General features: G+C 66.1%; 19 protein-coding genes and 1 tRNA gene. 12 read left to right on the top strand and 8 right to left on the bottom strand.

Going from position 1 to position 20,688, the window contains the following annotated elements; all coding sequences use genetic code 11:
* Positions 1 to 73 precede the first annotated feature (73 nt).
* From ACTMTF_RS35950 to ACTMTF_RS35935, 4 genes are all read left to right on the top strand, one after another.
* Positions 74 to 997: a bifunctional DNA primase/polymerase gene (locus ACTMTF_RS35950; RefSeq protein ID WP_441114653.1), complete on the top strand. Its 924-nt coding sequence runs from the start codon at positions 74 to 76 to the stop codon at positions 995 to 997.
* Entirely contained in the window at positions 994 to 2,331 is a 1,338-nt protein-coding gene (locus tag ACTMTF_RS35945; RefSeq protein WP_441114652.1) for a hypothetical protein, read from the top strand. Before ACTMTF_RS35950 ends, ACTMTF_RS35945 begins: the two co-directional genes overlap by 4 nt.
* 212 nt (positions 2,332 to 2,543) lie before the next feature.
* On the top strand, positions 2,544 to 2,741 hold the full coding sequence (locus ACTMTF_RS35940; RefSeq protein WP_441114651.1) for a helix-turn-helix transcriptional regulator: 198 nt from the start codon (positions 2,544 to 2,546) through the stop codon (positions 2,739 to 2,741).
* A complete protein-coding gene (locus ACTMTF_RS35935; protein ID WP_441114650.1) occupies positions 2,741 to 4,153 on the top strand; it encodes a tyrosine-type recombinase/integrase in 1,413 nt (470 codons plus the stop codon). The genes ACTMTF_RS35940 and ACTMTF_RS35935 overlap by 1 nt, the downstream gene beginning before the upstream one ends.
* A gap of 78 nt (positions 4,154 to 4,231) precedes the next feature.
* Here the strand turns inward: ACTMTF_RS35935 and ACTMTF_RS35930 are convergent, their stop codons facing one another.
* A complete protein-coding gene (locus ACTMTF_RS35930) occupies positions 4,232 to 5,290 on the bottom strand; it encodes a restriction endonuclease (protein ID WP_441114649.1) in 1,059 nt (352 codons plus the stop codon).
* 610 nt (positions 5,291 to 5,900) lie between these two features.
* Here ACTMTF_RS35930 and ACTMTF_RS35925 point away from each other — a divergent pair.
* Positions 5,901 to 7,730 (top strand): AAA family ATPase, encoded by a 1,830-nt coding sequence (locus ACTMTF_RS35925; protein WP_441114648.1) that lies wholly within the window; start codon positions 5,901 to 5,903, stop codon positions 7,728 to 7,730.
* Between the two features lie 597 nt (positions 7,731 to 8,327).
* On the opposite strand, the gene ACTMTF_RS35920 is transcribed toward ACTMTF_RS35925, so the two are convergent.
* Positions 8,328 to 8,403: transfer RNA gene (locus ACTMTF_RS35920), tRNA-Arg, on the bottom strand.
* A gap of 965 nt (positions 8,404 to 9,368) precedes the next feature.
* Between ACTMTF_RS35920 and ACTMTF_RS35915 the strand changes: the two genes are divergently transcribed.
* Positions 9,369 to 10,433 (top strand): D-alanyl-D-alanine carboxypeptidase family protein, encoded by a 1,065-nt coding sequence (locus ACTMTF_RS35915; RefSeq protein WP_441114647.1) that lies wholly within the window; start codon positions 9,369 to 9,371, stop codon positions 10,431 to 10,433.
* Here ACTMTF_RS35915 and mscL read toward each other — a convergent pair.
* Genes mscL through ACTMTF_RS35900 form a run of 3 tightly spaced genes read right to left on the bottom strand, consistent with a single transcriptional unit; the run spans position 10,430 to position 12,230 of the window.
* The gene (mscL, locus tag ACTMTF_RS35910) at positions 10,430 to 10,831 is read right to left on the bottom strand and encodes a large conductance mechanosensitive channel protein MscL (RefSeq protein WP_441114646.1); all 402 of its coding nucleotides are present in this window, start codon (positions 10,829 to 10,831) and stop codon (positions 10,430 to 10,432) included. The genes ACTMTF_RS35915 and mscL overlap by 4 nt on opposite strands.
* Before the next feature lie 23 nt (positions 10,832 to 10,854).
* Positions 10,855 to 11,427, bottom strand: coding sequence for an SAF domain-containing protein (locus ACTMTF_RS35905; RefSeq protein WP_441114645.1), 573 nt, complete (start codon positions 11,425 to 11,427; stop codon positions 10,855 to 10,857).
* A complete protein-coding gene (locus ACTMTF_RS35900) occupies positions 11,424 to 12,230 on the bottom strand; it encodes an S-methyl-5'-thioadenosine phosphorylase (RefSeq protein ID WP_441114644.1) in 807 nt (268 codons plus the stop codon). The genes ACTMTF_RS35905 and ACTMTF_RS35900 overlap by 4 nt, the downstream gene beginning before the upstream one ends.
* Before the next feature lie 133 nt (positions 12,231 to 12,363).
* Between ACTMTF_RS35900 and ACTMTF_RS35895 the strand changes: the two genes are divergently transcribed.
* Positions 12,364 to 14,331 (top strand): MFS transporter, encoded by a 1,968-nt coding sequence (locus tag ACTMTF_RS35895; RefSeq protein ID WP_441114643.1) that lies wholly within the window; start codon positions 12,364 to 12,366, stop codon positions 14,329 to 14,331.
* On the opposite strand, the gene ACTMTF_RS35890 is transcribed toward ACTMTF_RS35895, so the two are convergent.
* The 3 genes from ACTMTF_RS35890 to ACTMTF_RS35880 form a co-directional block, all read right to left on the bottom strand.
* On the bottom strand, positions 14,328 to 14,633 hold the full coding sequence (locus tag ACTMTF_RS35890) for an FmdB family zinc ribbon protein (protein ID WP_397012173.1): 306 nt from the start codon (positions 14,631 to 14,633) through the stop codon (positions 14,328 to 14,330). The genes ACTMTF_RS35895 and ACTMTF_RS35890 overlap by 4 nt on opposite strands.
* Before the next feature lie 69 nt (positions 14,634 to 14,702).
* Positions 14,703 to 16,208, bottom strand: a complete 1,506-nt coding sequence (locus ACTMTF_RS35885; protein ID WP_441114642.1) for a potassium/proton antiporter — start codon at positions 16,206 to 16,208, stop codon at positions 14,703 to 14,705.
* A 24-nt stretch (positions 16,209 to 16,232) separates the two neighbouring features.
* Complete coding sequence (locus tag ACTMTF_RS35880) at positions 16,233 to 16,802, bottom strand: 5-formyltetrahydrofolate cyclo-ligase (RefSeq protein WP_441114641.1); 570 nt, start codon at positions 16,800 to 16,802, stop codon at positions 16,233 to 16,235.
* Between the two features lie 24 nt (positions 16,803 to 16,826).
* Between ACTMTF_RS35880 and galU the strand changes: the two genes are divergently transcribed.
* From galU to ACTMTF_RS35855, 5 genes are all read left to right on the top strand, one after another.
* A complete protein-coding gene (gene galU, locus ACTMTF_RS35875) occupies positions 16,827 to 17,729 on the top strand; it encodes a UTP--glucose-1-phosphate uridylyltransferase GalU (protein WP_397012167.1) in 903 nt (300 codons plus the stop codon).
* Positions 17,716 to 18,903 carry a molybdotransferase-like divisome protein Glp gene (glp, locus tag ACTMTF_RS35870; protein ID WP_441114640.1) on the top strand — a complete coding sequence of 396 codons (1,188 nt, stop codon included), beginning with the start codon at positions 17,716 to 17,718 and terminating at the stop codon, positions 18,901 to 18,903. Before galU ends, glp begins: the two co-directional genes overlap by 14 nt.
* Positions 18,900 to 19,370, top strand: coding sequence for a cyclic pyranopterin monophosphate synthase MoaC (gene moaC / locus ACTMTF_RS35865; protein WP_397012163.1), 471 nt, complete (start codon positions 18,900 to 18,902; stop codon positions 19,368 to 19,370). Before glp ends, moaC begins: the two co-directional genes overlap by 4 nt.
* Positions 19,367 to 19,843, top strand: a complete 477-nt coding sequence (locus ACTMTF_RS35860) for a molybdenum cofactor biosynthesis protein B (protein ID WP_397012161.1) — start codon at positions 19,367 to 19,369, stop codon at positions 19,841 to 19,843. Before moaC ends, ACTMTF_RS35860 begins: the two co-directional genes overlap by 4 nt.
* Before the next feature lie 72 nt (positions 19,844 to 19,915).
* Positions 19,916 to 20,569 carry a GNAT family N-acetyltransferase gene (locus ACTMTF_RS35855; RefSeq protein WP_397012250.1) on the top strand — a complete coding sequence of 218 codons (654 nt, stop codon included), beginning with the start codon at positions 19,916 to 19,918 and terminating at the stop codon, positions 20,567 to 20,569.
* Positions 20,570 to 20,688: the final 119 nt, after the last annotated feature.

Here is a 20,688-nt window from a genome sequence, read left to right as displayed (position 1 = left end):
CAAGCACGACGCCGGGGCCCTGCCCCAACCGATCACCGGCCCCGCAAGGCCGACTCAAGGAGCAACCATCAGCATGACACCTCATCCACCCCGCCAGACGCTGTCCTACGCGCTGGCCGCTGCCGCCCGAGGCTGGCACGTCTTCCCGCTCACTCCGGGGGACAAGGTGCCGCTCAAGGGCTGGAAGTGGAAAGAGCACCACACCACCGACGCCGACACCATCCGCCGCTTCTGGAGTGGTACCCCGTACAACATCGGCATCGCGACCGGCCCGTCCAGCCTGGTCGTGATCGACCTGGACACCCCGAAGAACGGCGAGCAGCCTCCACCACCGTGGAACCGCCCTGGAGTCAACGACGGGGCCGACGTTCTGGCCCTGCTCTGCGAGCAGGCCGGCCAGTCGCTGCCCCTGGAGACCTTCCAAGTCCGCACCCGGCGCGGCGGAACCCATCTGTACTTCACCGCACCTCACGGCATGACGCTCGGCAACACGTCCGGTGCCAAGGGCCAGGGACTCGGATGGCTGATCGACACCCGCGCCAGCGGCGGCTACGTCGTCGCGCCGGGCAGCTTTGTCGACCTCCCGGACGGCACCGGAACGTATGACGCCATCCACACCACCGCACCCGCGCTGCTGCCGGCGTGGCTGGCCGAACGACTCGTACGATCCGACCACGACCATCAGCCGGTCCGCGCCTCCGTCCACGACGTCCTGGCCACGCTCGGCAACCAGTCCACGGGCTACGTCCTGACCGCACTCCACAACGAGCTACAGCACGTCCTCGACGCCACGCCGGGCACCCGCAACCACACCCTGAACGCCGCCGCCTTCGCCCTCGGCCAACTCATCGCCACGGGCCTGCTGCCGCACCGACTCACCGAGGAAGCCCTGCACACCGCAGCCTGCGCCATCGGCCTGTCCCCCCGAGAGGCCACCGCCACCATCCGCTCCGGCCTGACCGCCGGAGCACGCCAGCCACGCCGGGGGATCGCATGACCAACCCGCTCGACGCCCACGCCATCCTGGAGAACCTCGACGCCCATGCCGCCATCACCCGCCTGCACCGCGACCAGTCCGGCGACCTGACCATCGGGCTACCGGTCCCGCCACCGGCCGCCGACCCCGCCATGTTCTACGGCCTGCCCGGCGAACTGGTGAAAGCCGCCGACCCGTCCACCGAAGCCGATCCCGTAGGTGTCCTGGTCTCGGCCCTGTCCGCCTGCGGCGCGGTCATCGGCCCCGGTCCGTTCGTCCAGATCGGCAACACCCGCCACCCGCTGCTGATCTGGCCGCTTCTCTTCGGCCGCACCGGCTCTGGTCGTAAGGGACAGGCCACCGACACCGCCGAGATCTTCCTGCACCACGCAGGCATCGGCTACGGCGACCTCTGCGTCACCGGCCTGTCATCCGGCGAAGGGCTGATCGAACGCATCCGTGACCCCGACAGCCCGGACGACCCCGGCGGCACCATGGACAAGCGCCTATCGGTCACCGAGCCGGAGTTCTCCACCGTCATGGCCCGCGCCAAGCGCGAGGGCTCCACGCTCGGCACGATGCTCCGCCAGGCATGGGACGGTCGCACGCTCGCCGTGCTCACCCGCAACGCCTATCGAGCATCCAACCCACACATCGCGATCATCGGCCACATCACGCCCAAAGAATTCCGCTTGCGTGTGGCCGAGGCGGACATGGCCGGCGGCTCCTACAACCGCTTCCTCCCGGTCTACGTCGAGCGGTCCAAGCGCCTGCCCATCCCGGAAGGCGTCGCCCCCGACCTGCTGGCCAGCCTCAGCGGCAGGCTGCACGACGCCGTCAAGGCAGCCCGTCAGATCAGGCGCATCGCCCTGGACGAGAACGCCCGCGCCTTCTGGTCGGCCGAGTTGTACGAGGAGTTCACCGCTGCCGACGACGAAGACCACGCCTGGACCGAATTCACCCGCCGCTCCGCTCCGTACTGCCTGCGCATCGCCGCCCTGTACGCCGCCCTCGACGCCCGCACCCACATCACCACCACCGACCTCGGCGCCGCCGCCGCGCTGGTTCGCTACTCCATCGCCTCAGCCGTGTTCGTCCTGGACAAGCAGATGCGCGACCCGAAGATCGACCGCATCCGCCGCGCCCTCGACCAGGCCGCCGACACCGGCCTGACCCGCTCGGAGCTCTCCGCCCTGTTCTCGCGCAACGTGCCTAAGCAGACCCTCGACGAGCTGTTGACCAGCCTGACGGCCACCGGCCAGTACGAGACCTTCACCACGCCCACCGGCGGACGCCCGTCCGTCCGCTACCGCCGCACGAGCCCTGACGAAGAAAGAAGAAACAAGCTCTCATGACCGGCACAGCCCAGCGTTCAGCGGGAGAGAAGCGATCGCGGCAGGACCGATCTTCTTTCGTCGACAACAAACAAAGCCGATCGCCACCATCCCGGCCCCAGCACGTACCGGCCCGTTCTTTCTTCTTTCTTCGTCCTGATCACCATCCGGCCCACAGCCACCAAGCACGGGGCCGAACACACCCAACCGTCCTGATCCGCAAGGAGCCGCACTTGGCCACCGGCACCACCCAACGAGGAATGCTCACCCTCGCCGACCTCTGCACCGAACTCCAGATCTCCCGCTCGACCTTCTACGACTGGCGAGCCAAGGGCCGCGCCCCGCGCTGCCTCAAGCTGCCCAACGGCGATCTCCGTATCCGCCGCACGGACCTGGACCGCTGGCTCGCCACGATGGAGGAGGCCGCCTGATGAAGGACATCACCTACAACGTCCGCGTCTACGCGATCGAGACGCGCAAGAACGCGGCCGGCAAGGTCACCTCTTACCGCGTGGCCTGGCAGACCACCACGAAGACCTGGAAGCGCTCGTTCAAGAACGCCGCCCAGGCCGACACCTTCCGCGGCTCCCTGCTCACCGCTGCCCGGAGCGGCGAAGCCTTCAGCACGCTCACGGGTGAGCCCGTCTCCTGGGGACGCACCGACCGCCGGGAGATGAGCTGGTACGAATTCGCCTGCAAGTTCGCCGACATGAAATGGAAGAACGCCGCCCCCAAGTACCGCCAGGACATCGCCCGCGCCCTCACCGCCGCCACACCCGCTATGTACGCCAGCACACGTGGGAAGCCTGATGACCGCGCGCTGCGCTCAGCTATGCACCGTTGGGGCTTCAACACCAAGCAACGCCAGGAGGCACCCGAGGAGACCGACACCATGCTGCGCTGGCTGGCCGACAACACCAAGCCCGTCTCGGCGCTCATTGACGACGCTGGCCTTGTTCGTGACCTGCTGGAGTCCGCCACGTCCTTGCTGGACGGCACCCGCGCCGCTCCCAGCACCGTGCGCAAGCACCGCATGCTGCTGTCCAACGCCCTCGACTACGCCGTGGAACTCAAGCTCCTACCCGCAAATCCGCTCAAGACGCTGAAGTGGAAGCCGCCGGCCAACGCCTACGAGGTGGACCGGCGCAGCGTCATCAACCACACGCAGGCCAAAGCCCTGCTCGCGGCCGTAGCTGCCCAGAAGCCGAGCGGCGAGCGACTCGTGGCGTTCTTCGCCCTCATGTATTACGCCGCGTTGCGCCCCGAGGAGGTCGTCAACCTACGCCGAGACAACGTCACCCTTCCACCCCTGCGCAAGAACACAGAGACCGGGCACATGGAGGAACCAACCAACGCTTGGGGAGAACTACACCTCCTCAAGGCCGCGCCGTACGCCGGTCGGGACTGGACGGACAGTGGCGAGGCCCGAGAGGAACGCGCGCTCAAGCACCGGGCGGTCGGCCACAGCCGGAGTGTGCCGATCCCGCCACCCCTGGTGCGCATCCTGCGAGCTCACCTCGCAATGTTCGACAAGGGATCGCAAGGACGCCTCTTCTACGGCGTTAAGGCCGGCGAACTGCCGTTCATCACCTACCGCCGCGCCTGGAAGGCCGCCCGCAAGACAGTCCTAACAGAGAAGGAGATCGCCTCACCGCTGGCCGCTCGGCCGTATGACCTGCGCCACGCTTGCGTGTCCATGTGGCTCAACGTCGGAGTTCCCGCACCTCAAGTAGCCGAATGGGCGGGACATAGCGTGGATGTACTCCTGCGCATCTACGCCAAGTGTATCGTCGGCCAGGCTGAGGCGGCCAAGTGTCGAATCGCTGTTGCCCTTGCCGAATGAGGCTGGGGGAGGGGGAGTCCGATGGAAGTTTCGGGCTCCCCGCCTCGCTCACGCCTACAAATGTCGCATTCTCGCTCATCACGGCAACCAGATACCACTGCCGGAACTTCTCATTGTCATCAGCCACTCCTTCAGAGCAGCTGGATTGACCTCTCTAACTGGGTAGCGTCTGGTCTTTACGACCTCCCTCGCTCCGGGTAACCATTCAGCCGTAGCCACCAGCAGTCCTTGCCTAGCTCCTTCCCATGCCACGTCCGCCGCTAGTGCTTTAACGACAACTTTCTCAATTTTCTTTTTTTCGCGCTTGCACTGCACGATGATTGTTGGTGCTGCATCCTCCCCTTGTGCCCCGGATTCCCATATTCTCAAATCAACGCCGTTGTCATTTCTTCCCGCACCGAGTTCAACCTCAAAGCCCTGTCGATGGAAGTGTTCGGCCGTGAGGGCCTCAAACTTCCTCCAATTGATCTGCCCGAGCTGGTCAAAGTTGGCGGCCAGGTAATCTATAAAGCGCTGATCGAAGAATCGCCCATACGTTGCTGTGGCGGATTCTGATTTGAATAGCTCGGCAAGTTCTAGCGAGTTCTCCCAAGCTCTTTCAGAGGCACCTAATGGGATCACTCCTCTTGCGTATCGAAACGCTATCTCGTCCAGTGCCACCGCGACCGCATCCGCCAGCGCTTGACCCGCAAGTTTTCGGGCTTCTTCGACGAGTTCGCGAGTGCGGTCCGGTTCGACATGGATCGGAGTAATGTAAGCAGCTAGCGGCGATGGGCCCAGGTCTACTGGGTGAGGCTGCCCGACAGGGTAATAAATGCGCCCAATCATGAACTCCGCAGCTTGGATAGCTAGATCGAGGTTATTTAGCCTTTCATTAATCCCAGTGACTATCGGTTGGCCGGTTGCTCGCAGGGCACCGTGGTATCCAAATTTCTCCAGCACCGCCGCCCTTAGTGTGGAGTTCACGGCCTTATATTCAGCACTGGTCCCCAGATGGGGCTCTATTCGATGTAAGTTCTCTTTGGTGGCTTGTTTTATTTGATCGCTGGTGGCTGCTAGGCCAAGCTTAATACCAATTATCTCGGACAGTAGCTCTATATGCGAGCGATCGTTGACCCAGTCCCATGGCGCGCCCATGAGGTCCTCCTCAAGCCGTCGTCTCTATCGGCTGTGACTCGTCCTTTTGTTCGAAGCCCTTTGATGAGTCGAAACAGGTCTTCGAGATCCATATTCGCGTGTTCCAGAGTAGGCGTCGTTGGCGTACTCATCGTCGAGCTGCCCTGCCGTGAACTTCACCCAACCTAAACGATCCACACTGCATGTGACTACCCGTACACCTCGTGCGGAGTGTCACGCAGGTGGAGTACGGTCCTCTGGTAAGCAGCGACCGAGAAATACGGCGCAACTTGAACTCGAACCCAACTGCATGCGCGGGAATGAACAGGTGCTCGCCGCGCTTGCGGCAGTAGGAGTCGTCGAAGGCAGAGCTGCCGACCAGCGGTGCCTTCTAAGCCGCTTGCGAGAGGCTTCGCGGCGTCGCGGCCGTCGACCTTCTCCGGTAGCACGTATGTTCGAGCGAACTATTGTGGCGGACCGAATCGCTCGGCGAACGTGGAAAGGTCAAGGGCGTGGTAGTCACAGTCTGCTTGGGCGCGCAGTCGACACAGGTATATCTCTCCTGCTCGGGATCGGCATCCCGAGCAGGCCAGTGCAGCTGTGTGGCGACACTGTACGATCGCGAACTTCCTTGGTTAAGTCGATTGTGTCGGGTGCCTGCGGCACTATACTTGGGAATCTATACACGGCTAAGGCTTCCGGGAAAAGAAAGGCCATGGTGGATTTTCGGATTGCAGAGTTGAGGCTCAGATCGTTCCGGGCAGTCCCGCTGGAGCTGCGTATCAGCTTCTCGAATGCGGACGGTGAGAGGCCTTCGAGCTGTCTGATTCTTGGAGACAATGGGACTGGCAAGTCATCCATTGTAGATGGTATTGAGTTCGCTCTGCAGGGTCGCGTGCATCCCTTCTTTGGGGTCTCGACAAGAACAAACATTGGTCGCCTCCCAAATTTGGCATTCAAAGCATCAGGGAAATGCATGGCGGAGGTTCGGCTTTCCGACAAATCCCTAGTCATGAGGGAAGTTAAGTGGGATCCTTCGCGGGGGCACTGGGCGTCATCGTCGCCCGACGCGATTCCAGGTTTTCAAGGAGCTTGCTTTGCGCTTCGACGCGAGGACATTCTGAGCTTTCTGAGGGCATCTGCAGATCGAAGGACCCAAATGTTTGCCGCGTTCCTTCGGTCTGTTGCTTCACTTGAGGGACACAGTGCGGATGACGAGGAGCTTATAGAGTCAGCCAAGATAAAAGCGGAAGAGCTTAGGGTAAAGCAATTCGCGATCGCCAAGCAGCTATCTATGGTTCTCAAGGTTGACGCAGAGACCCTGCAGCCGCTAAACCCCAAAAGCCCTCTTGACTCGATTTTCGTCGAGCGCGGCCTGATTCGCAATGCCCTACAACGTCGTCGTAGAAGCCTTCGACTCAAACCAGAAGAAGAAGAACTCTTCGATCTGAGGAATAAGCTCACGGCAGGTGCAAAGGAGCACCAGGCCGCAGTCGCTGCAGTTCGCGACGCCATAAAGCGAGCACAGTACAAGCCGGTTGCACGCCTTGTAGCAAAGATCAGCGGCACGGTAAGTCGTGATTTCAAGAGACTATCCCCAAGTAGCAGCTTTATTAGCGACATAGTCATTTCGCTTGGCGATAATCAGGATGAGATCATACTTGAGGCGCGGTTGGGCGATGGCTCGATCGTTCCCGTTGAGCACTATCTTAGTGAGGCCAGCCTGGATTTGCTGGCACTCCTGCTATTTCTAGGGCTCCTGAGAGAGGCAGCGAGTAGAGGTCAGGCCAAGATACTAATACTCGACGATGTGCTGCAGAGTGTTGATGGAACTATCAGGCTTCAAGTAGCTCGATATCTACTGGATGAGTTTGGTGATTGGCAACTAATCCTTACCTTTCATGATCGGTTCTGGCGTGAGCAATTTCGTACCCTCTGTGCACAGAAGGGTCATAGAGTAACAGTTCGCGACATCACGAAGTGGGAGTTTAGTCAAGGACCAATTCTGGTTCAAGTAGGGGCCGATATATCAATGGCCACTAGATCGGTCATGAGCAGCGATTCCCCCTCCCTTATTGCATCTCAAGCAGGCCTACTGCTCGAGACTTCATGCGATTGGTTGAGTAAGTCTCTAGGAACATCGGTCACCAGAAGGCCTGACGATAAATATACTCTCGGTGATACTTGGCCTGGAATTCTGAAGGTCCTGCGCCGGTTTGACACGTCGACGCTCGCCGAAAATGTAGATCTTTACTTCCCGTTGCGTAATCTCATAGGAGCCCACTATAACGAGTGGGCCCAGAGTGTAACTCTTACGGAATCACAGCAATTTGCGCAGGTGGTATTGGATCTGTGGGATAAGATCTGGTGCCCAAAGTGCAGAAGTACTCTTACGAGAACCGGCGCACACTTGGCTTGCAGGTGTGGATTCGTGCTGATCGGGAAGAGCCGGACTGATTAGTAAGAACTGTGTGCGAAGAGTGTGATCGTGCGACCTCGTTGCCATCTGTGCCGGTCGGTTCTCTCACAGCCTCCCGCTATTTCTGTCCGAGGACAGTACGCCTACTGAAGCAACAAAGTGGGGGGATATGGTCATGCCCAGGCGGTGGGGTCGGCCTCGGGGCTTCCGATGGGTGTCCCGTTCGCTGCGGCCGCGGCGTTCGGGTGCTATCTCACTGTGGCCGATGGTGGCAGGAAAGGTGACGCCGGCTGCCACACTGCGAGCCGAGCAGCAGATCGTTCTGGTCTCCCGTCGCGATGTCCCTAGCGCGCTGCCCCTTCTTCGAGGCCATTCAGACCCTGTCCTACCGGGGGCTTGCACCGTGTCGTGATGACATCAGGGATGAGCCGAACGAGAAGAAGACTCTTCTTTGTCTGGGATCTCCTTCCATGCCGTGCAGCCGGGCCGGTTCTAGGTCGGATGTGCTTGGGTTTTGCGGGAAGGTATTGGGAAAGACTGGCCGCGAACGATCGGTGATAGCCCGACACAGTCGGACACACAACGAAGCCCCTGACCGGCGTTCCCACTGGTCAGGGGCTTACTTCTGCTGATGGAACCTGGTGCCCCCGGCAGGATTCGAACCTGCGGCACCCGCTTTAGGAGAGCGGTGCTCTATCCCCTGAGCTACGGAGGCGGACGACGTAAGCCTAGCGAAAGTTCGGCAGTGCGTGTGCCGTCGGGCTGGGGTGAGTTCCAGGGCGTTGGTTATGGGTGGTGTGAGCTGCGGTAAAGCCATGACAAGTGATCACCTTCCGGTGTGTGTCCGGTGGGTACCGTCGGCGCCGTGGATGCGAGGCGACGTACACAGGTGCGCAGGCGGCCCGTCGTGCTGTTTGCGGCGTTGCTGGCGCCGGCGATCTTCGCCGGTGGGCTGATGGCGGGAGAGGCGGGCCGGTACGAGGGCTCGAAGGTGCGGCTGGACTCCAGGGGGGAGGGGTGGGTGGCGTTCGAGCCCGTGTTCGTGCCCGCGCCTGCTCATCCCAGCCGGCGGTATGTGGCCGCGGTGCCTGCGCCGGTGGTGGAGGCACCGGTGGTCCGGGTGGTCGCGGCGCCTCGGCAGGCTGAGCCGTCCGTGCCGGCGCGGGAGTCTGTGCCGACTCCCACCGTGGAGGCGAGTCCCGATGCGTCTGCGACCTCCCGGCCTCAGTGTCCGGGGGCGTGGGAGGACACGTGGCTCTGGGAGTTGTGCCGGGAGAATGAGCAGCGGCCCGGGCGGGGGGAGTCTGGGGGATTGCTCGGTGGGCTTTGAGGGAGACGCCGTCCTGCTCTGCGGCATGGGTCAGAGATACGCCGTCAGGGCCGCCCTGCGAGCGAAAGCTTGAGTGGGCGAACGAACCCGGCCACCTTCCCAGCCGTACTGACCATGTAAGAGCCGACATGAACCGCGCCGAGCCCCCGAGAGGGCCCCACGGGCGCAGACAAGGAGCTTTCACGGCCGAGCCGTACAAAAGCGTCGTTCGTGTCCTAACGGCTCTTCGGAGTTCGGTCCGGACACTCGGAGGGCTGTAGTAACGTGCGTGCCGGACCCGGGTCACGAGTTTGCAAACGGAGGAGTCGAACGTGCCAGCCCCTCGATCAGCAGGTCTGATCGCGGTCGTCATGGCGATGACTTCGCTGTTCGTGCTGCCCGACAAGGCACAGGCTCAGGTCGACACCCAGGCCGAGGATCGGAGCCAGACGGCGAAGCAGCGCCGGCAGGACCCCTCGAACCTCACCGAGCTCCGCAAGGAGGCCGAGCAGGCCGCCAAGAAGCTCGAAGACGCGACCAAGGCGCTGGAGAAGCGGCAGGCCACCGCCAAGGCGGCCCGGGATCAGCTCACGACCAAGCTGAGGCTCCTCCGGGAGGCCGAGCTGCAGTTGGGGCGGATCCGCCAGCCGGTGTCGGAGCTGGCCGAGCTCCTCTACGAGCAGCCGGTCGGAGCCGACGGGGTCGTGCCCTTCCTGTCGGGTGACGCCGACACCGACATGCTGCCGGCCATGGGCAGCGTCAATTACATGTTGTCGGTCCGCCAGCAAGCGGTCGAGCGGACCAGTGCCCTGGCTCAGCAGACGGAGATCCTGGCCGGCGAGGCGCAGGAGCTCAGGGCGGGCAACCTGCTGGCCGAGGCGCAGCTGGCGGCCGAGGTGGACCTGCTCAGGAAGCAGTCGGACAAGATCGTCAAGTCGCTCACCGCGGCCCTGGTGAAGCTGGGGATCAAGATTGACAAGGTGGGGCGGGCGGCGCTCGGCTGCAATCCGCTGAGGGCGGCGACAGCCGGTAACTATCCCAACGGGCTCATTCCCCGGGCGATGCTCTGCCCGTTGCAGCAGAAGGGCCACAGCCTGCGGGCCGACGCCACGATCGCGTTCGTCAGCCTGAACGAGGCCTACAAGCAGACCTTCGGGCGGCCGATCTGCGTGACCGACGCCTACCGGAACCTGACCGAGCAGCAGTCGATCTACTATCGGCGGCCCGGTTTCGCGGCCGTGCCCGGGCGAAGCAACCACGGGCTGGGGCTGGCCGTGGACCTCTGCGGTGGGGTGGAGAGATTCCGGTCGGCGGAGTTCAACTGGATGGAGAAGAACGGCAAGAGGTATGGCTGGTTCCACCCGGACTGGGCCTACAGCAGCCCGTTCGAGCCGTGGCACTGGGAGTATGACCCGAAGATGGACAAGCTGCCCTAGGCGGCGGCGTCGAGCTCGGTGGTGCAGAACGCGCAGCGGGTGGCCGCCAGGGGGATCTCCGACAGGCACTCCGGGCAGTCGCGGTGGGTGAGCTCCTCCTGGGCTTGCGTGCGGTCCTTGAAGTGTGTGTACGGCTTGACGATCAGGAAGTAGAGCACCAGCGCCACCAGCAGGAACGAGATGATGGCGTTGATGAAGTCGCCGTACATGAAGTTGGACCGGCCGACGGTGAGCCTCAGCGACGAGAAGTCGGGCAACCCGCCGAACGCCGAGATCAGGGGCGTCAGCAGGTTGCTCACGAAGGAGCTGACCACGGCGGTGAAGGCCGCTCCGATGACGACCGCCACGGCGAGGTCGATGACGTTTCCGCGCATGAGGAACTTCTTGAAACCACTCATGGCTACAGATGGTAAATGATCGATCACTTTAAGTGTGGTTGGATCGTGATCGACAGGTGGCCGCCGGCTTGGGCGCCTGCCAGCTCGTTCGCCTGGGACGGGGTGGTGGCGAGCACCACCAGGGCGCCGTGGTCGTCCTTGGCGGCCGGGATGGTGAGCACGGTGACCTGCTCCGCCACCGGCCTGGCGGGCCGGCCCTCGTGGGCCGCGAGCACACTGATCGTCGAGCCGGGGGAGATCAGGCGCACCGCGTCGGGGTCGGCGATCCGTACGGGCGTCGCCACGGCCCCCGGCGGCAGCCGCAGGGAGTCCAGCAGTCGCACGTCCGTGAGCGGCTCGCCGCGCCGCATCGCGGTCGCGAGCACACGGCCCGTGGCGCCGGTGCGCAGGGCGCCGTCGGGCGGGTGTGGCAGGGAGGCAGCGCGGAGGTCTCCAGGGCGGAGTACGCCGGGGGACAGGTCGCGGGCGGCGACCAGCACCGCAGGGCCGACCGCCGGACGTAGCGCCAAATATCCGGATATGACGGCGACGGCGGCGAGCGCGGCGGCGATGAGCCGGCGCCGCCGCTCGCACCGTCGTAGCCAGATTCGGATCACGGCAGCTCGAAGGGGAGCTTGACGCCGTCGAGCGCCGAGCCGCAGGCGCACGTCCGGTGCTCGGGCAGCGCCCGCACCGCCTCGGCCACCAGGGTCCGCATCCTGGTCACGTTTCGGCCGAAGAACTCCAGCACCTCTTCGTGGGTGACCCCCTGCCCGGCCTCCACTCCGGCGTCATGGTCGGTCACCAGCGACAGCGACGTGTAGCACAGGGCCAGCTCCCGGGCCAGGACCGCCTCGGGGAAGCCGGTCATGCCGACGATCGTCCACCCGTTGCCCTGGAACCACTGTGACTCGGCCCGCGTGGAGAAGCGCGGGCCCTCGATGACCACCAGGGTCCCGCCGTCGACCGTGTCCCACTCGCCTGAGCGGGCGGCCGCCACGGCGACCGCGCGGCCCGACGGGCAGTAGGGGTCGGCGAACGAGACGTGCACGGCCCCGCCCAGGTCGTAATAGGTCTGGACGCGCCCCGAGGTCCGGTCGACCAGCTGGTCGGGCACCACGATCGCGCCCGGACCCACCTCCGCCCGCAGCGAACCGACGGCACTGGGCGCCAGCACCTGGCGCACCCCGAGGGAGCGCAGCGCCCACAGGTTGGCCCGATAGGGGATGCGGTGCGGGGGAAAGCGGTGGTCGCGGCCATGCCGGGGGATGAACGCCACCGAGCGCGAGCCGATGCGCCCGACGGTGACGACATCGCTGGGCGGGCCGTAAGGGGTGCTGAGCTCGACCTCCTCCGCGTCGTCGAGCAGGGAGTAAAAGCCGGAACCGCCGATGACGCCGATATCTGCGCGATTAACCATGGCGCAGAGGGTAGCCGCATCGTGGTCGGGCCAGGAGGGGCCGAGCGGAGTTCTGTGGATAACGACTTTTCAGCCTGTGGACAACCCTCACTCCGTAAAGTGATCGTTCCGGCACAGAGAGTATGATCGGCGCATGCGGCATCGGGGTCTTGGGCTCATCATCATCGCGCTCATGCTCGGCATGCTGCTGGCCGCGCTCGACCAGACCATCGTGTCGACGGCGCTGCCGACCATCGTCAGCGACCTCGGCGGCCTGGCGCACCTGTCGTGGGTGGTGACGGCCTACATCCTGGCCTCCACGGTCTCCACCCCGCTGTGGGGCAAGCTCGGCGACCAGTACGGCCGCAAAAACCTGTTCCTGGCCGCGATCGTCATCTTCCTGGCCGGTTCGGCGCTGTGCGGGCTCAGCCAGAGCATGGCGCAGCTCATCGTCTTCCGGGGGATCCAGGGGCTCGGCGGCGGCGGGCTGATGGTGCTGGCGCAGGCCATCGTCGGCGACGTCGTGTCGGCCCGCGACCGGGGTAAGTACCAAGGCTACTTCGGTGCTGTGTTCGCCGTCTCCAGCATCGTCGGGCCGCTGCTCGGCGGTCTGTTCGTCGACCATCTGTCGTGGCACTGGGTGTTCTACGTCAACCTGCCCCTGGGGGCGGTCGCGTTGTTCGTGATCGTCGCGGTGCTGCCGGGCGACAGGACCCACACCAGTCACCGGATCGACTACGCCGGCGTGGTGCTGCTCGGTGGCGCCACCTCATGCCTGGTGCTGATCGCCACCTGGGGCGGCACGGTCTATCCGTGGCGCGATCCGGTGATCGCCGGGCTCGCCGTGGCGGCCGTGGCGATGCTGGCCGGGTGGGTGATCGTGGCGCGGCGGGCGCGGGAGCCGGTGCTGCCGCTGGAGCTCTTCCGGACCAGGGCGTTCACGATGTCGTCGATCGTCGGGTTCGTGGTGGGGTTCGGCATGTTCGGCGCGCTCACCTATCTCCCGCTCTACCTGCAGATCGTGCACGGGGTGAGCGCCACGCTGTCCGGGGTGTACCTGCTGCCGATGATGGCGGGCATGCTGACGATGTCCGTCATCAGCGGGCAGGTCATTTCCAAGACCGGCAAATACCGCTATTTCCCCATCGCCGGCACGGCGTTCGCGACCGTGGGCATGTTCCTGCTGTCCACGCTCACCGAGTTCAGCAGCCTGGCGGCCCTGGGCGCCTACCTGCTGGTGCTCGGAGTGGGCCTGGGCATGACCATGCAGGTGCTGGTGATCGTGGTGCAGAACGCCGTCGACTTCAAGGATCTCGGCGTCGCCACCTCGGGCGCCACGTTCTTCCGGTCGATCGGCGGCTCGTTCGGGGTGGCGACGCTCGGGGCGGTCTTCACCGGGCGCCTCGCCGCCGACGTCAGCGAGGTGCTCACCAGGACGACGCTGCCGGCGGGCTTCGATCCGGCGACCGTCCAGCAGGACCCCACGGTCATCCAGCGGCTGCCGTCCGATCTGGCCGCGGAGTTCCTGCATGTGTACGCCGACTCCGTCGCCACCGTGTTCCGGGTGGCGGCGCCCATCATGCTGGCCGCGTTCGTCCTGACCTGGTTCATTCCGCAGCAGCGGCTGCGGCAGACCACCAAGGCCGCCGACATCGGCGAAGGGCTGGGCGCCACGTCCGCAGAGCGGTCGTCGCTGGCGGAGGTCGAGCGAGGCCTCGTCCGGCTCGCCGACGCCAACCTGCGTAAGGGGTACTACACGCGGATGGGCGACCTGGCGGGGCTGGAGGGCATGTCGCCCGAAGGGGTGTGGATCATCGCCAGGCTGGGCGGCGAGGACTGGGTCTCGGCCCAGTCGCTGGCCGAGCGCGCGCAGGTCAGCAGGAGCCACGGCAGGCCGTACGTCGACCGGCTCATCGACGACGGCTTCGTCGAGCGGTCACGGGACGGCGACCACCTACGGCTCACCACGCGCGGCCAGGAGGCCGCGCTGCGGCTGCTGCGCAGCTCGCGCGAGGCGCTCAGCCGGCTGGTGGCCGACTGGGGGCCTGATCCACAGCTCGAGCAGCTCCTCGACAGGATCGCTCCGGAGCTGCTCGGGGCGCTGGGGGACCGGCCTCGCTAGTTGGCGGCGGCGGCGGGAGCCGGCGTCGAGGCGGCAGGCTTGCTGCTCTCGGCGGGCTTGCTGTCGCTGGACGACGATGAGCCGGTCTCGGCGGGCTTGCTGGAGGGAGCCGAAGAGGTCGACGACGAGCGGTTGTCGGTGCGGTAAAAGCCCGACCCCTTGAACACGATGCCGACGGCAGAGAACACCTTGCGCAGGTTTCCCTCGCAGCTCGGACATACGGTCAACGTGTCGTCGCTGAACTTCTGGACGACCTCGAGCTGCTCACCGCAGTCGTTGCAGGCGTACTGGTAGGTCGGCACGCGCTCCTCCTAAAGGCTTTTGGCACTCGAGTGATGCGACTGCTAATGGTAACTGATGCGTCCAAACTCCTATTCCAGTCCCCGCTCGCCGTACCATCCGGCCAGTTTCCCGCGGCGGCTGACGGCGCGCAGACGGTGTTCGACCTGGTCGCGGTAGGCCACCGTGGTCACGATCAGGAGCTGGTCGTCCGACCTGATCCTCGTGTTGTGCGACGGCACGAACGACTTTCGTTCGCGGACGATCAGCGTCACCTGGGCCCCGGGCGGCAGCCGCAGCTCGAAGATCTCCACGCCGTGCAGCTGGGAGCCGGGAGGAACCCTGACCTGCAGCAGGTCGGCGTTCAGCTCTTCGAGCGGCGCGGCCTCCACCTCCAGATCGTGCGCCTCGCCGGGGGCGGTCACCCTGAGCAGCCGGGCCACCAGGGGCAGCGTCGGCCCCTGGAGCAGCGTGAACACGATGACGATCACGAAGACCTGGTTGAAGATGTCCTTCGAGCCGTCGACCCCGGCCGCCCATGGGATGGTCGCCAGCACGACCGGGATGGCGCCGCGCAACCCCGCCCAGGACAGGAACGCCTGCTCGCGCAGGCTCACCGTGCCCAGCCGCGCCAGCTGGGCGACCAGTGAGCTGGCCAGGACCGTCAGCGGCCGCGCCACCAGCACGAGGATCGTCCCGGTGATCAGGCCGGGCAGGATCGACGACGGCATCTCCTTCGGGCTGGCCAGCATGCCGAGCATCACGAACAGCCCGATCTGCGCCAGCCACGCCGAGCCCTCCGCGAACCCTCGGGTCGCCGCCCGGTGCGGCAGTCGCGAATTGCCCAGGATCAGGGCGGTCAGGTAGATCGCCAGGAACCCCGAACCGTGCAGCAGCACGGCCCCGGCGTAGGAGACCATGGTCAGCGCGAGCACGGCGATCGGATAGAGGCCGGAGGCCGGCAGGGCGAGGCGGCGCAGCGCGTACGCTCCGGCGGGGCCCACGGCGAGGCCGACGGCGGCGCCGATCAGCAGCTCGACCGTCGTCTCCAGCAGGAAGACGCCGACGCTCGGCACCGCGTGGGAGGCGCTGCTCAGCAGCACCACGGCGATCACCGTGGGCGCGTCGTTGAACCCGGACTCGGCCTCCAGGATGCCCGCCAGCTTGGGCGGCAGCGGCAGCCTGCGCAGCACGGAGAACACCGCGGCCGCGTCGGTGGGGGCCAGCACGGCCCCCAGGATCAGCGCGGTGGTGACGTCGACGCCCAGCAGGAAGTGCACCGGCAGTGCCACCGCCGCGATGCTGACCGCGACGCCGAAGGTGGCCAAGATCAGCGCAATGGGGACCGATCCACGTACGTGGGTCCAGTTCGTGGTCAGGCCGCCCTCGGCCAGGATGATCGCCAGCGCGAGGAAGCCGATCTCCTTCGCGATCCCCGGATCGCTGAACGGGATGCCGGCCACGGAATCGCCCAGGACGAGACCGAGTCCCAGGAACAACAGCAGACTCGGCAGACCGCTGCGATGCGCCACCCGTACCGAGACGATGGCCGCGATGACGATCGCGGCACCAAGAAGGAGCCAGACATCAAGCGTCATCTGGCCCCCTCTATGTGTGTGTGGTCACTTAAGACTAATGAGTCCCGATGGTGTGACCGCAAAGCGGATCGGCCTGTCATGCGGCTCGGCCGGCACGTCGTCCCTGAGCTCGCCGTCGTGCAGCAGCGCGACCGTGGGCACGTTCGGCCCCACCCGGCTCAGCGCGCGGTCGTAGGAGCCGCCGCCCCGGCCGAGGCGTACCCCGGTCACTCTGTCCACGGCCAGCGCGGGGACGATCACCAGCGCCGCCGTGCGGATCGCGTCGATCCCACGCCGCGTGTCCACCGGCTCCATCAGGCCGGACCGGCCGGGCGCGAGCGTGTCGGGACCGTCGTACACCGCCCAGTCGAGATCATTGTCCTCCCGCAGGACCGGCAGCATCACGGTGGCCCCGTGCTTCCACAGGGCGAACACCAGCCCGTGCGTCTCCGGCTCGGTGCCGATGGACCAGTAGCAGGCGACGAGCCCGGCCATCTGCGCCCATGGCTGGTCGAGGAGCGTTTCACGGATATTGGTGGCGTTCGAGCGCAGTTGCTGGGGTGTGAGTGAGGCGCGCGCCGAAATCAGCTCACGGCGCAGGTTCAGCTTGTCCACAGGTACCTCCACTAGGGTCTACTCATGGCTGACTTCGACCCTGTGACGAAAGCCGTCGTGCCCGCCGCGGGTCTGGGCACCCGGTTCCTTCCGGCGACCAAGGCGACACCCAAAGAGATGCTGCCCATCGTCGACAAGCCCGCCATCCAGTATGTCGTCGAGGAGGCCGCCTCCGCCGGGCTGCTCGACCTGCTGATGGTGACGGGCAAGAACAAGCGGTCGATCGAGGATCACTTCGACCGCGCGTTCGAGCTGGAGGAAGTGCTCGAGGCGAAGGGCGACGAGCACCGGCTCTCCCAGGTCCGCGAGCCGGCCGCCCTGGCGACCCTGCACTACGTACGGCAGGGCGAGCCCAAGGGGCTCGGCCACGCGGTCCTCTGTGCCAAGCACCACGTCGGCGACCATCCGTTCGCGTGCCTGCTCGGCGACGACCTCATCGACCGGCGCGACCCGCTCCTGCAGCGCATGATCGAGGTGCGCAACATGTACGGCGGCAGCGTGATCGCCCTGATGGAGGTCCCCAAGGAGCAGGTCTCCCTGTACGGCGTGGCCACGATCGAGGCGACCGGCGAGGACGACGTGGTGCGGGTGACCGACCTGGTGGAGAAGCCGCCGGTGGACGAGGCGCCCTCCAACTGGGCGATCATCGGCCGTTATGTCATCGACCCTGCGGTGTTCGAGGTGCTGGAGAACACCCCGCCGGGCCGTGGCGGCGAGATCCAGCTCACCGACGCGCTGCGCACGCTGGCCGGGCAGAGCGCGGCGGAGGGCGGGCAGGTGCACGGTGTGCTGTTCCGCGGCCGTCGCTACGACACCGGCGACAAGCTCGACTATCTGCGCACGGTGGTGAAGTTCGCGGCGGACCGGCCGGACCTCGCGCCCGACTTCCTGCCCTGGTTGCGAGAGTTCCTCGATGAAATCAGTTGACGCGCACCTGGCCGACATCCTGGCCACGGTGCGCCCGCTCGCGCCGCTTGAGCTGGAGCTGGAGCAGGCTCTCGGCGCGACACTGGCCGAGCAGATCACCTCCCCGGTGCCGCTGCCGCCGTTCAACAACTCCGCCATGGACGGCTATGCCGTACGGTCGGTCGACATCACGCAGGTGCCGATCACCCTTCCGGTGATCGACGACGTGGCCGCGGGCTCCGGCGAGCTACGTGCCATCGGCCCCGGTCACACGATGCGGATCATGACCGGTGGCCCACTGCCCGCGGGCGCTGACGCGGTGGTGCCGGTGGAGTGGACCGACGGCGGCACGGCCTCGGTCCGGATCGACCGCGTGGTCGAGGCCGGCAACGCCATCCGGCACGCGGGCGAGGACGTGCCGTCCGGCGCGGTCGTGCTGGAGGCCGGCACGGTGATCCGTCCCGCGCAGCTCGGCATCATCGCCGGGGTGGGCCGCCGCCGCGTCCTGGCTCGTCCCCGGCCGCGCGTCGTCGTGCTCGCCACCGGCGCCGAGCTGGTCGAGCCCGGACTTCCGCTCGGCCACGGGCAGATCTGGGACTCCAACAGCTTCACGCTGACCGCCGCCGCCCTCGAAGCGGGCGCCGACGCCTTCCGCGCGCCGACCGTGGGCGACGACCCGGCCGCCTTCCTGGAGCAGCTCGACGCCCAGCTCCTCAGGGCCGACGCCGTCATCACCAGCGGCGGCGTCTCCATGGGCGCCTACGAGCCGGTCAAGGAGGCCCTCGCGCCTCTCGGCACCGTACGCTTCGAGAAGGTCGCCATGCAGCCCGGCATGCCTCAGGGCTTCGGCGTCGTGGGCGACGACCAGGTGCCGGTCTTCGCGCTGCCCGGCAATCCGGTCTCGTCGTTCGTCTCTTTCATGCTCTTTGTACGGCCTGCGCTCGGCAGGATGCGTGGGCTGCCCACCAGGCAGGCCGAGACGGTCACCGCCCGGGTCGCCGGAGCGTTGCGCTCGCCCGCGGGCAGGCGGTCGTTCCTGCGCGGGCAGCTCGACGACGGCGGCGAGGTGACGCCCCTGCGCGGGCAGGGCTCCCACCAGCTCGCCGCCCTGGCCTCGGCGAACGCCCTGATCGTGGTGCCCGAGGACGTCACCGACGTGCCGGCCGGCGAGAAAGTACAGGTGATCAGGCTGTGAGTGAGTTCACCCATCTGGACGAGACCGGGGCCGCGCGGATGGTCGACGTATCGGCCAAGGACGTCAGCGCGCGCACCGCCACCGCCACCGGGCGGGTGCTGCTGACCGGCGAGGTCGTCGAGCTGCTGCGCTCCGGCGAGGTGCCCAAGGGCGACGCCCTGGGGGTGGCGCGGATCGCCGGCATCATGGGGGCGAAGCGGACACCTGACCTCATCCCGCTCTGCCATCCCATCGCCCTGCACGGGGTGAAGGTGACGCTGGACGTCGAGGACTGGGGCGTGGGCATCACCTGCCGAGTCAAGACCGCCGACCGGACGGGTGTGGAGATGGAGGCGCTGACGGCCGTCACGGTCGCGGCGCTGGCGCTGATCGACATGGTCAAGGCCGTCGACCCGGCCGCGGTGATCAGCGATGTGCGGGTCGAGGAGAAGACCGGCGGCAAGACCGGCCTCTGGACGCGGCCATGATCCGGGCGCTGGTGGTCACGGCGTCGAACCGGGCATCCGCCGGGATTTACGAGGATAAATCCGGACAGCTGCTGGTGACGCTGCTCGGCGAGGCGGGCTGTACGGTCGACGGCCCCGTCGTGGTGCCCGACGGCGAGCCCGTGGAAGGCGCGCTGCGCGACGGGGTCGCCGGAGGCTACGACGTGATCGTGACCACGGGCGGCACCGGGCTGACCCCCACCGACCTGACGCCCGAGATGACCGCCCGAGTCATCACCCGGGAAATTCCCGGCATCGCGGAGACCATCCGCTCGGCCAACCGCGACAAGGTCCCCGCCTCGATCCTCTCCCGCGGCCTCGCCGGTCAGGCGGGTGCCACCCTGATCGTCAACCTGCCCGGATCCAGCGGCGGCGTACGCGACGGCGTCGCCGTGCTCGCCCCGATCCTCCAGCACGCCGTCGACCAGATTCGCGGCGGCGACCACCCCCGTTGATCCCCACTGATTCCCGAGTGCACGAAGTGACCGGAATCGACCCGTGGCGGCATCGGGCGTGATAGGGGGATGATGAGAGATGTGGATCGACTACGCGGCTGGCCTGCGACGCTGAGCGAAGGTCCGGTCGGCCTCCGGCCGCTCCGGCTGGGGGATGTGCGCGCATGGCGCGACACCCGGGTGCGCAACGCCGACTGGCTACGCCCCTGGGAGCCCAGCAACCCCGAAACGCCCTTGTTCAAAACCGGACTCGGACCGTACATCTCCATGGTCGGCACGCTGCGCCGCGAGGCCAGGCAGGGCCTCGCCCTGCCCTGGGTGGTCACGTACGGTGGTCGCTTCGCGGGACAGCTGACCATCGGCGCGATGGTCTGGGGCTCGGCCCGCTCCGCACAGGTCGGCTACTGGATCGACGGCGCGCTCGCGGGTCGGGGCATCACCCCCACCGCCCTCGCCCTGGCGGTCGACCATTGTTTCTTCACCACGGGATTGCACCGGCTGGAGGCGAACATCCGACCCGAGAACCAGGCCAGCCGTAGGGTGGTTGAGAAACTCGGATTCAGGGAAGAAGGCATTCGGCGTCGTCAACTCCACATCGATGGAGCCTGGCGCGACCACATCTGTTATGCGTTGACCGTTGAGGACGTTCCTGGCGGGCTGCTCGTGCAGTGGCGTCGCGCTCGTGAGGCAGCAGCTCACGGCGGGTCTCCAGTAGAAGAGGTTTGACGATCTCGCGACACACCGCATCGAATGCTCGTCAACTAGTGACACACGGTCTTACGGTGCGTGACGTGAGCACATTGAAGGCGCCAGAAGCACAGAGGCGCTTTCGTGCTGCCCGGAGG

Source organism: Nonomuraea sp. ZG12 (genome assembly GCF_052068115.1).
In the GTDB taxonomy this organism is placed as follows: Bacteria; Actinomycetota; Actinomycetes; order Streptosporangiales; family Streptosporangiaceae; genus Nonomuraea.
Note: the sequence above shows the minus strand (reverse complement) of the source record. Positions and strands in the feature narration are given on the sequence as shown.

What these genes read in the sequence shown, in the direction of transcription:
- ACTMTF_RS35950 (WP_441114653.1), top strand. Translation starts at nt 74, where the DNA reads ATGACACCTCATCCACCCCGCCAGACGCTGTCCTACGCGCTGGCCGCT.
- ACTMTF_RS35945 (WP_441114652.1), top strand. Translation starts at nt 994, where the DNA reads ATGACCAACCCGCTCGACGCCCACGCCATCCTGGAGAACCTCGACGCC.
- ACTMTF_RS35935 (WP_441114650.1), top strand. Translation starts at nt 2,741, where the DNA reads ATGAAGGACATCACCTACAACGTCCGCGTCTACGCGATCGAGACGCGC.
- ACTMTF_RS35930 (WP_441114649.1), bottom strand. Translation starts at nt 5,290, where the DNA reads ATGGGCGCGCCATGGGACTGGGTCAACGATCGCTCGCATATAGAGCTA.
- ACTMTF_RS35915 (WP_441114647.1), top strand. Translation starts at nt 9,369, where the DNA reads ATGGCGATGACTTCGCTGTTCGTGCTGCCCGACAAGGCACAGGCTCAG.
- mscL (WP_441114646.1), bottom strand. Translation starts at nt 10,831, where the DNA reads ATGAGTGGTTTCAAGAAGTTCCTCATGCGCGGAAACGTCATCGACCTC.
- ACTMTF_RS35900 (WP_441114644.1), bottom strand. Translation starts at nt 12,230, where the DNA reads ATGGTTAATCGCGCAGATATCGGCGTCATCGGCGGTTCCGGCTTTTAC.
- ACTMTF_RS35895 (WP_441114643.1), top strand. Translation starts at nt 12,364, where the DNA reads ATGCGGCATCGGGGTCTTGGGCTCATCATCATCGCGCTCATGCTCGGC.
- ACTMTF_RS35885 (WP_441114642.1), bottom strand. Translation starts at nt 16,208, where the DNA reads ATGACGCTTGATGTCTGGCTCCTTCTTGGTGCCGCGATCGTCATCGCG.
- galU (WP_397012167.1), top strand. Translation starts at nt 16,827, where the DNA reads ATGGCTGACTTCGACCCTGTGACGAAAGCCGTCGTGCCCGCCGCGGGT.
- glp (WP_441114640.1), top strand. Translation starts at nt 17,716, where the DNA reads ATGAAATCAGTTGACGCGCACCTGGCCGACATCCTGGCCACGGTGCGC.
- ACTMTF_RS35860 (WP_397012161.1), top strand. Translation starts at nt 19,367, where the DNA reads ATGATCCGGGCGCTGGTGGTCACGGCGTCGAACCGGGCATCCGCCGGG.
- ACTMTF_RS35855 (WP_397012250.1), top strand. Translation starts at nt 19,916, where the DNA reads ATGAGAGATGTGGATCGACTACGCGGCTGGCCTGCGACGCTGAGCGAA.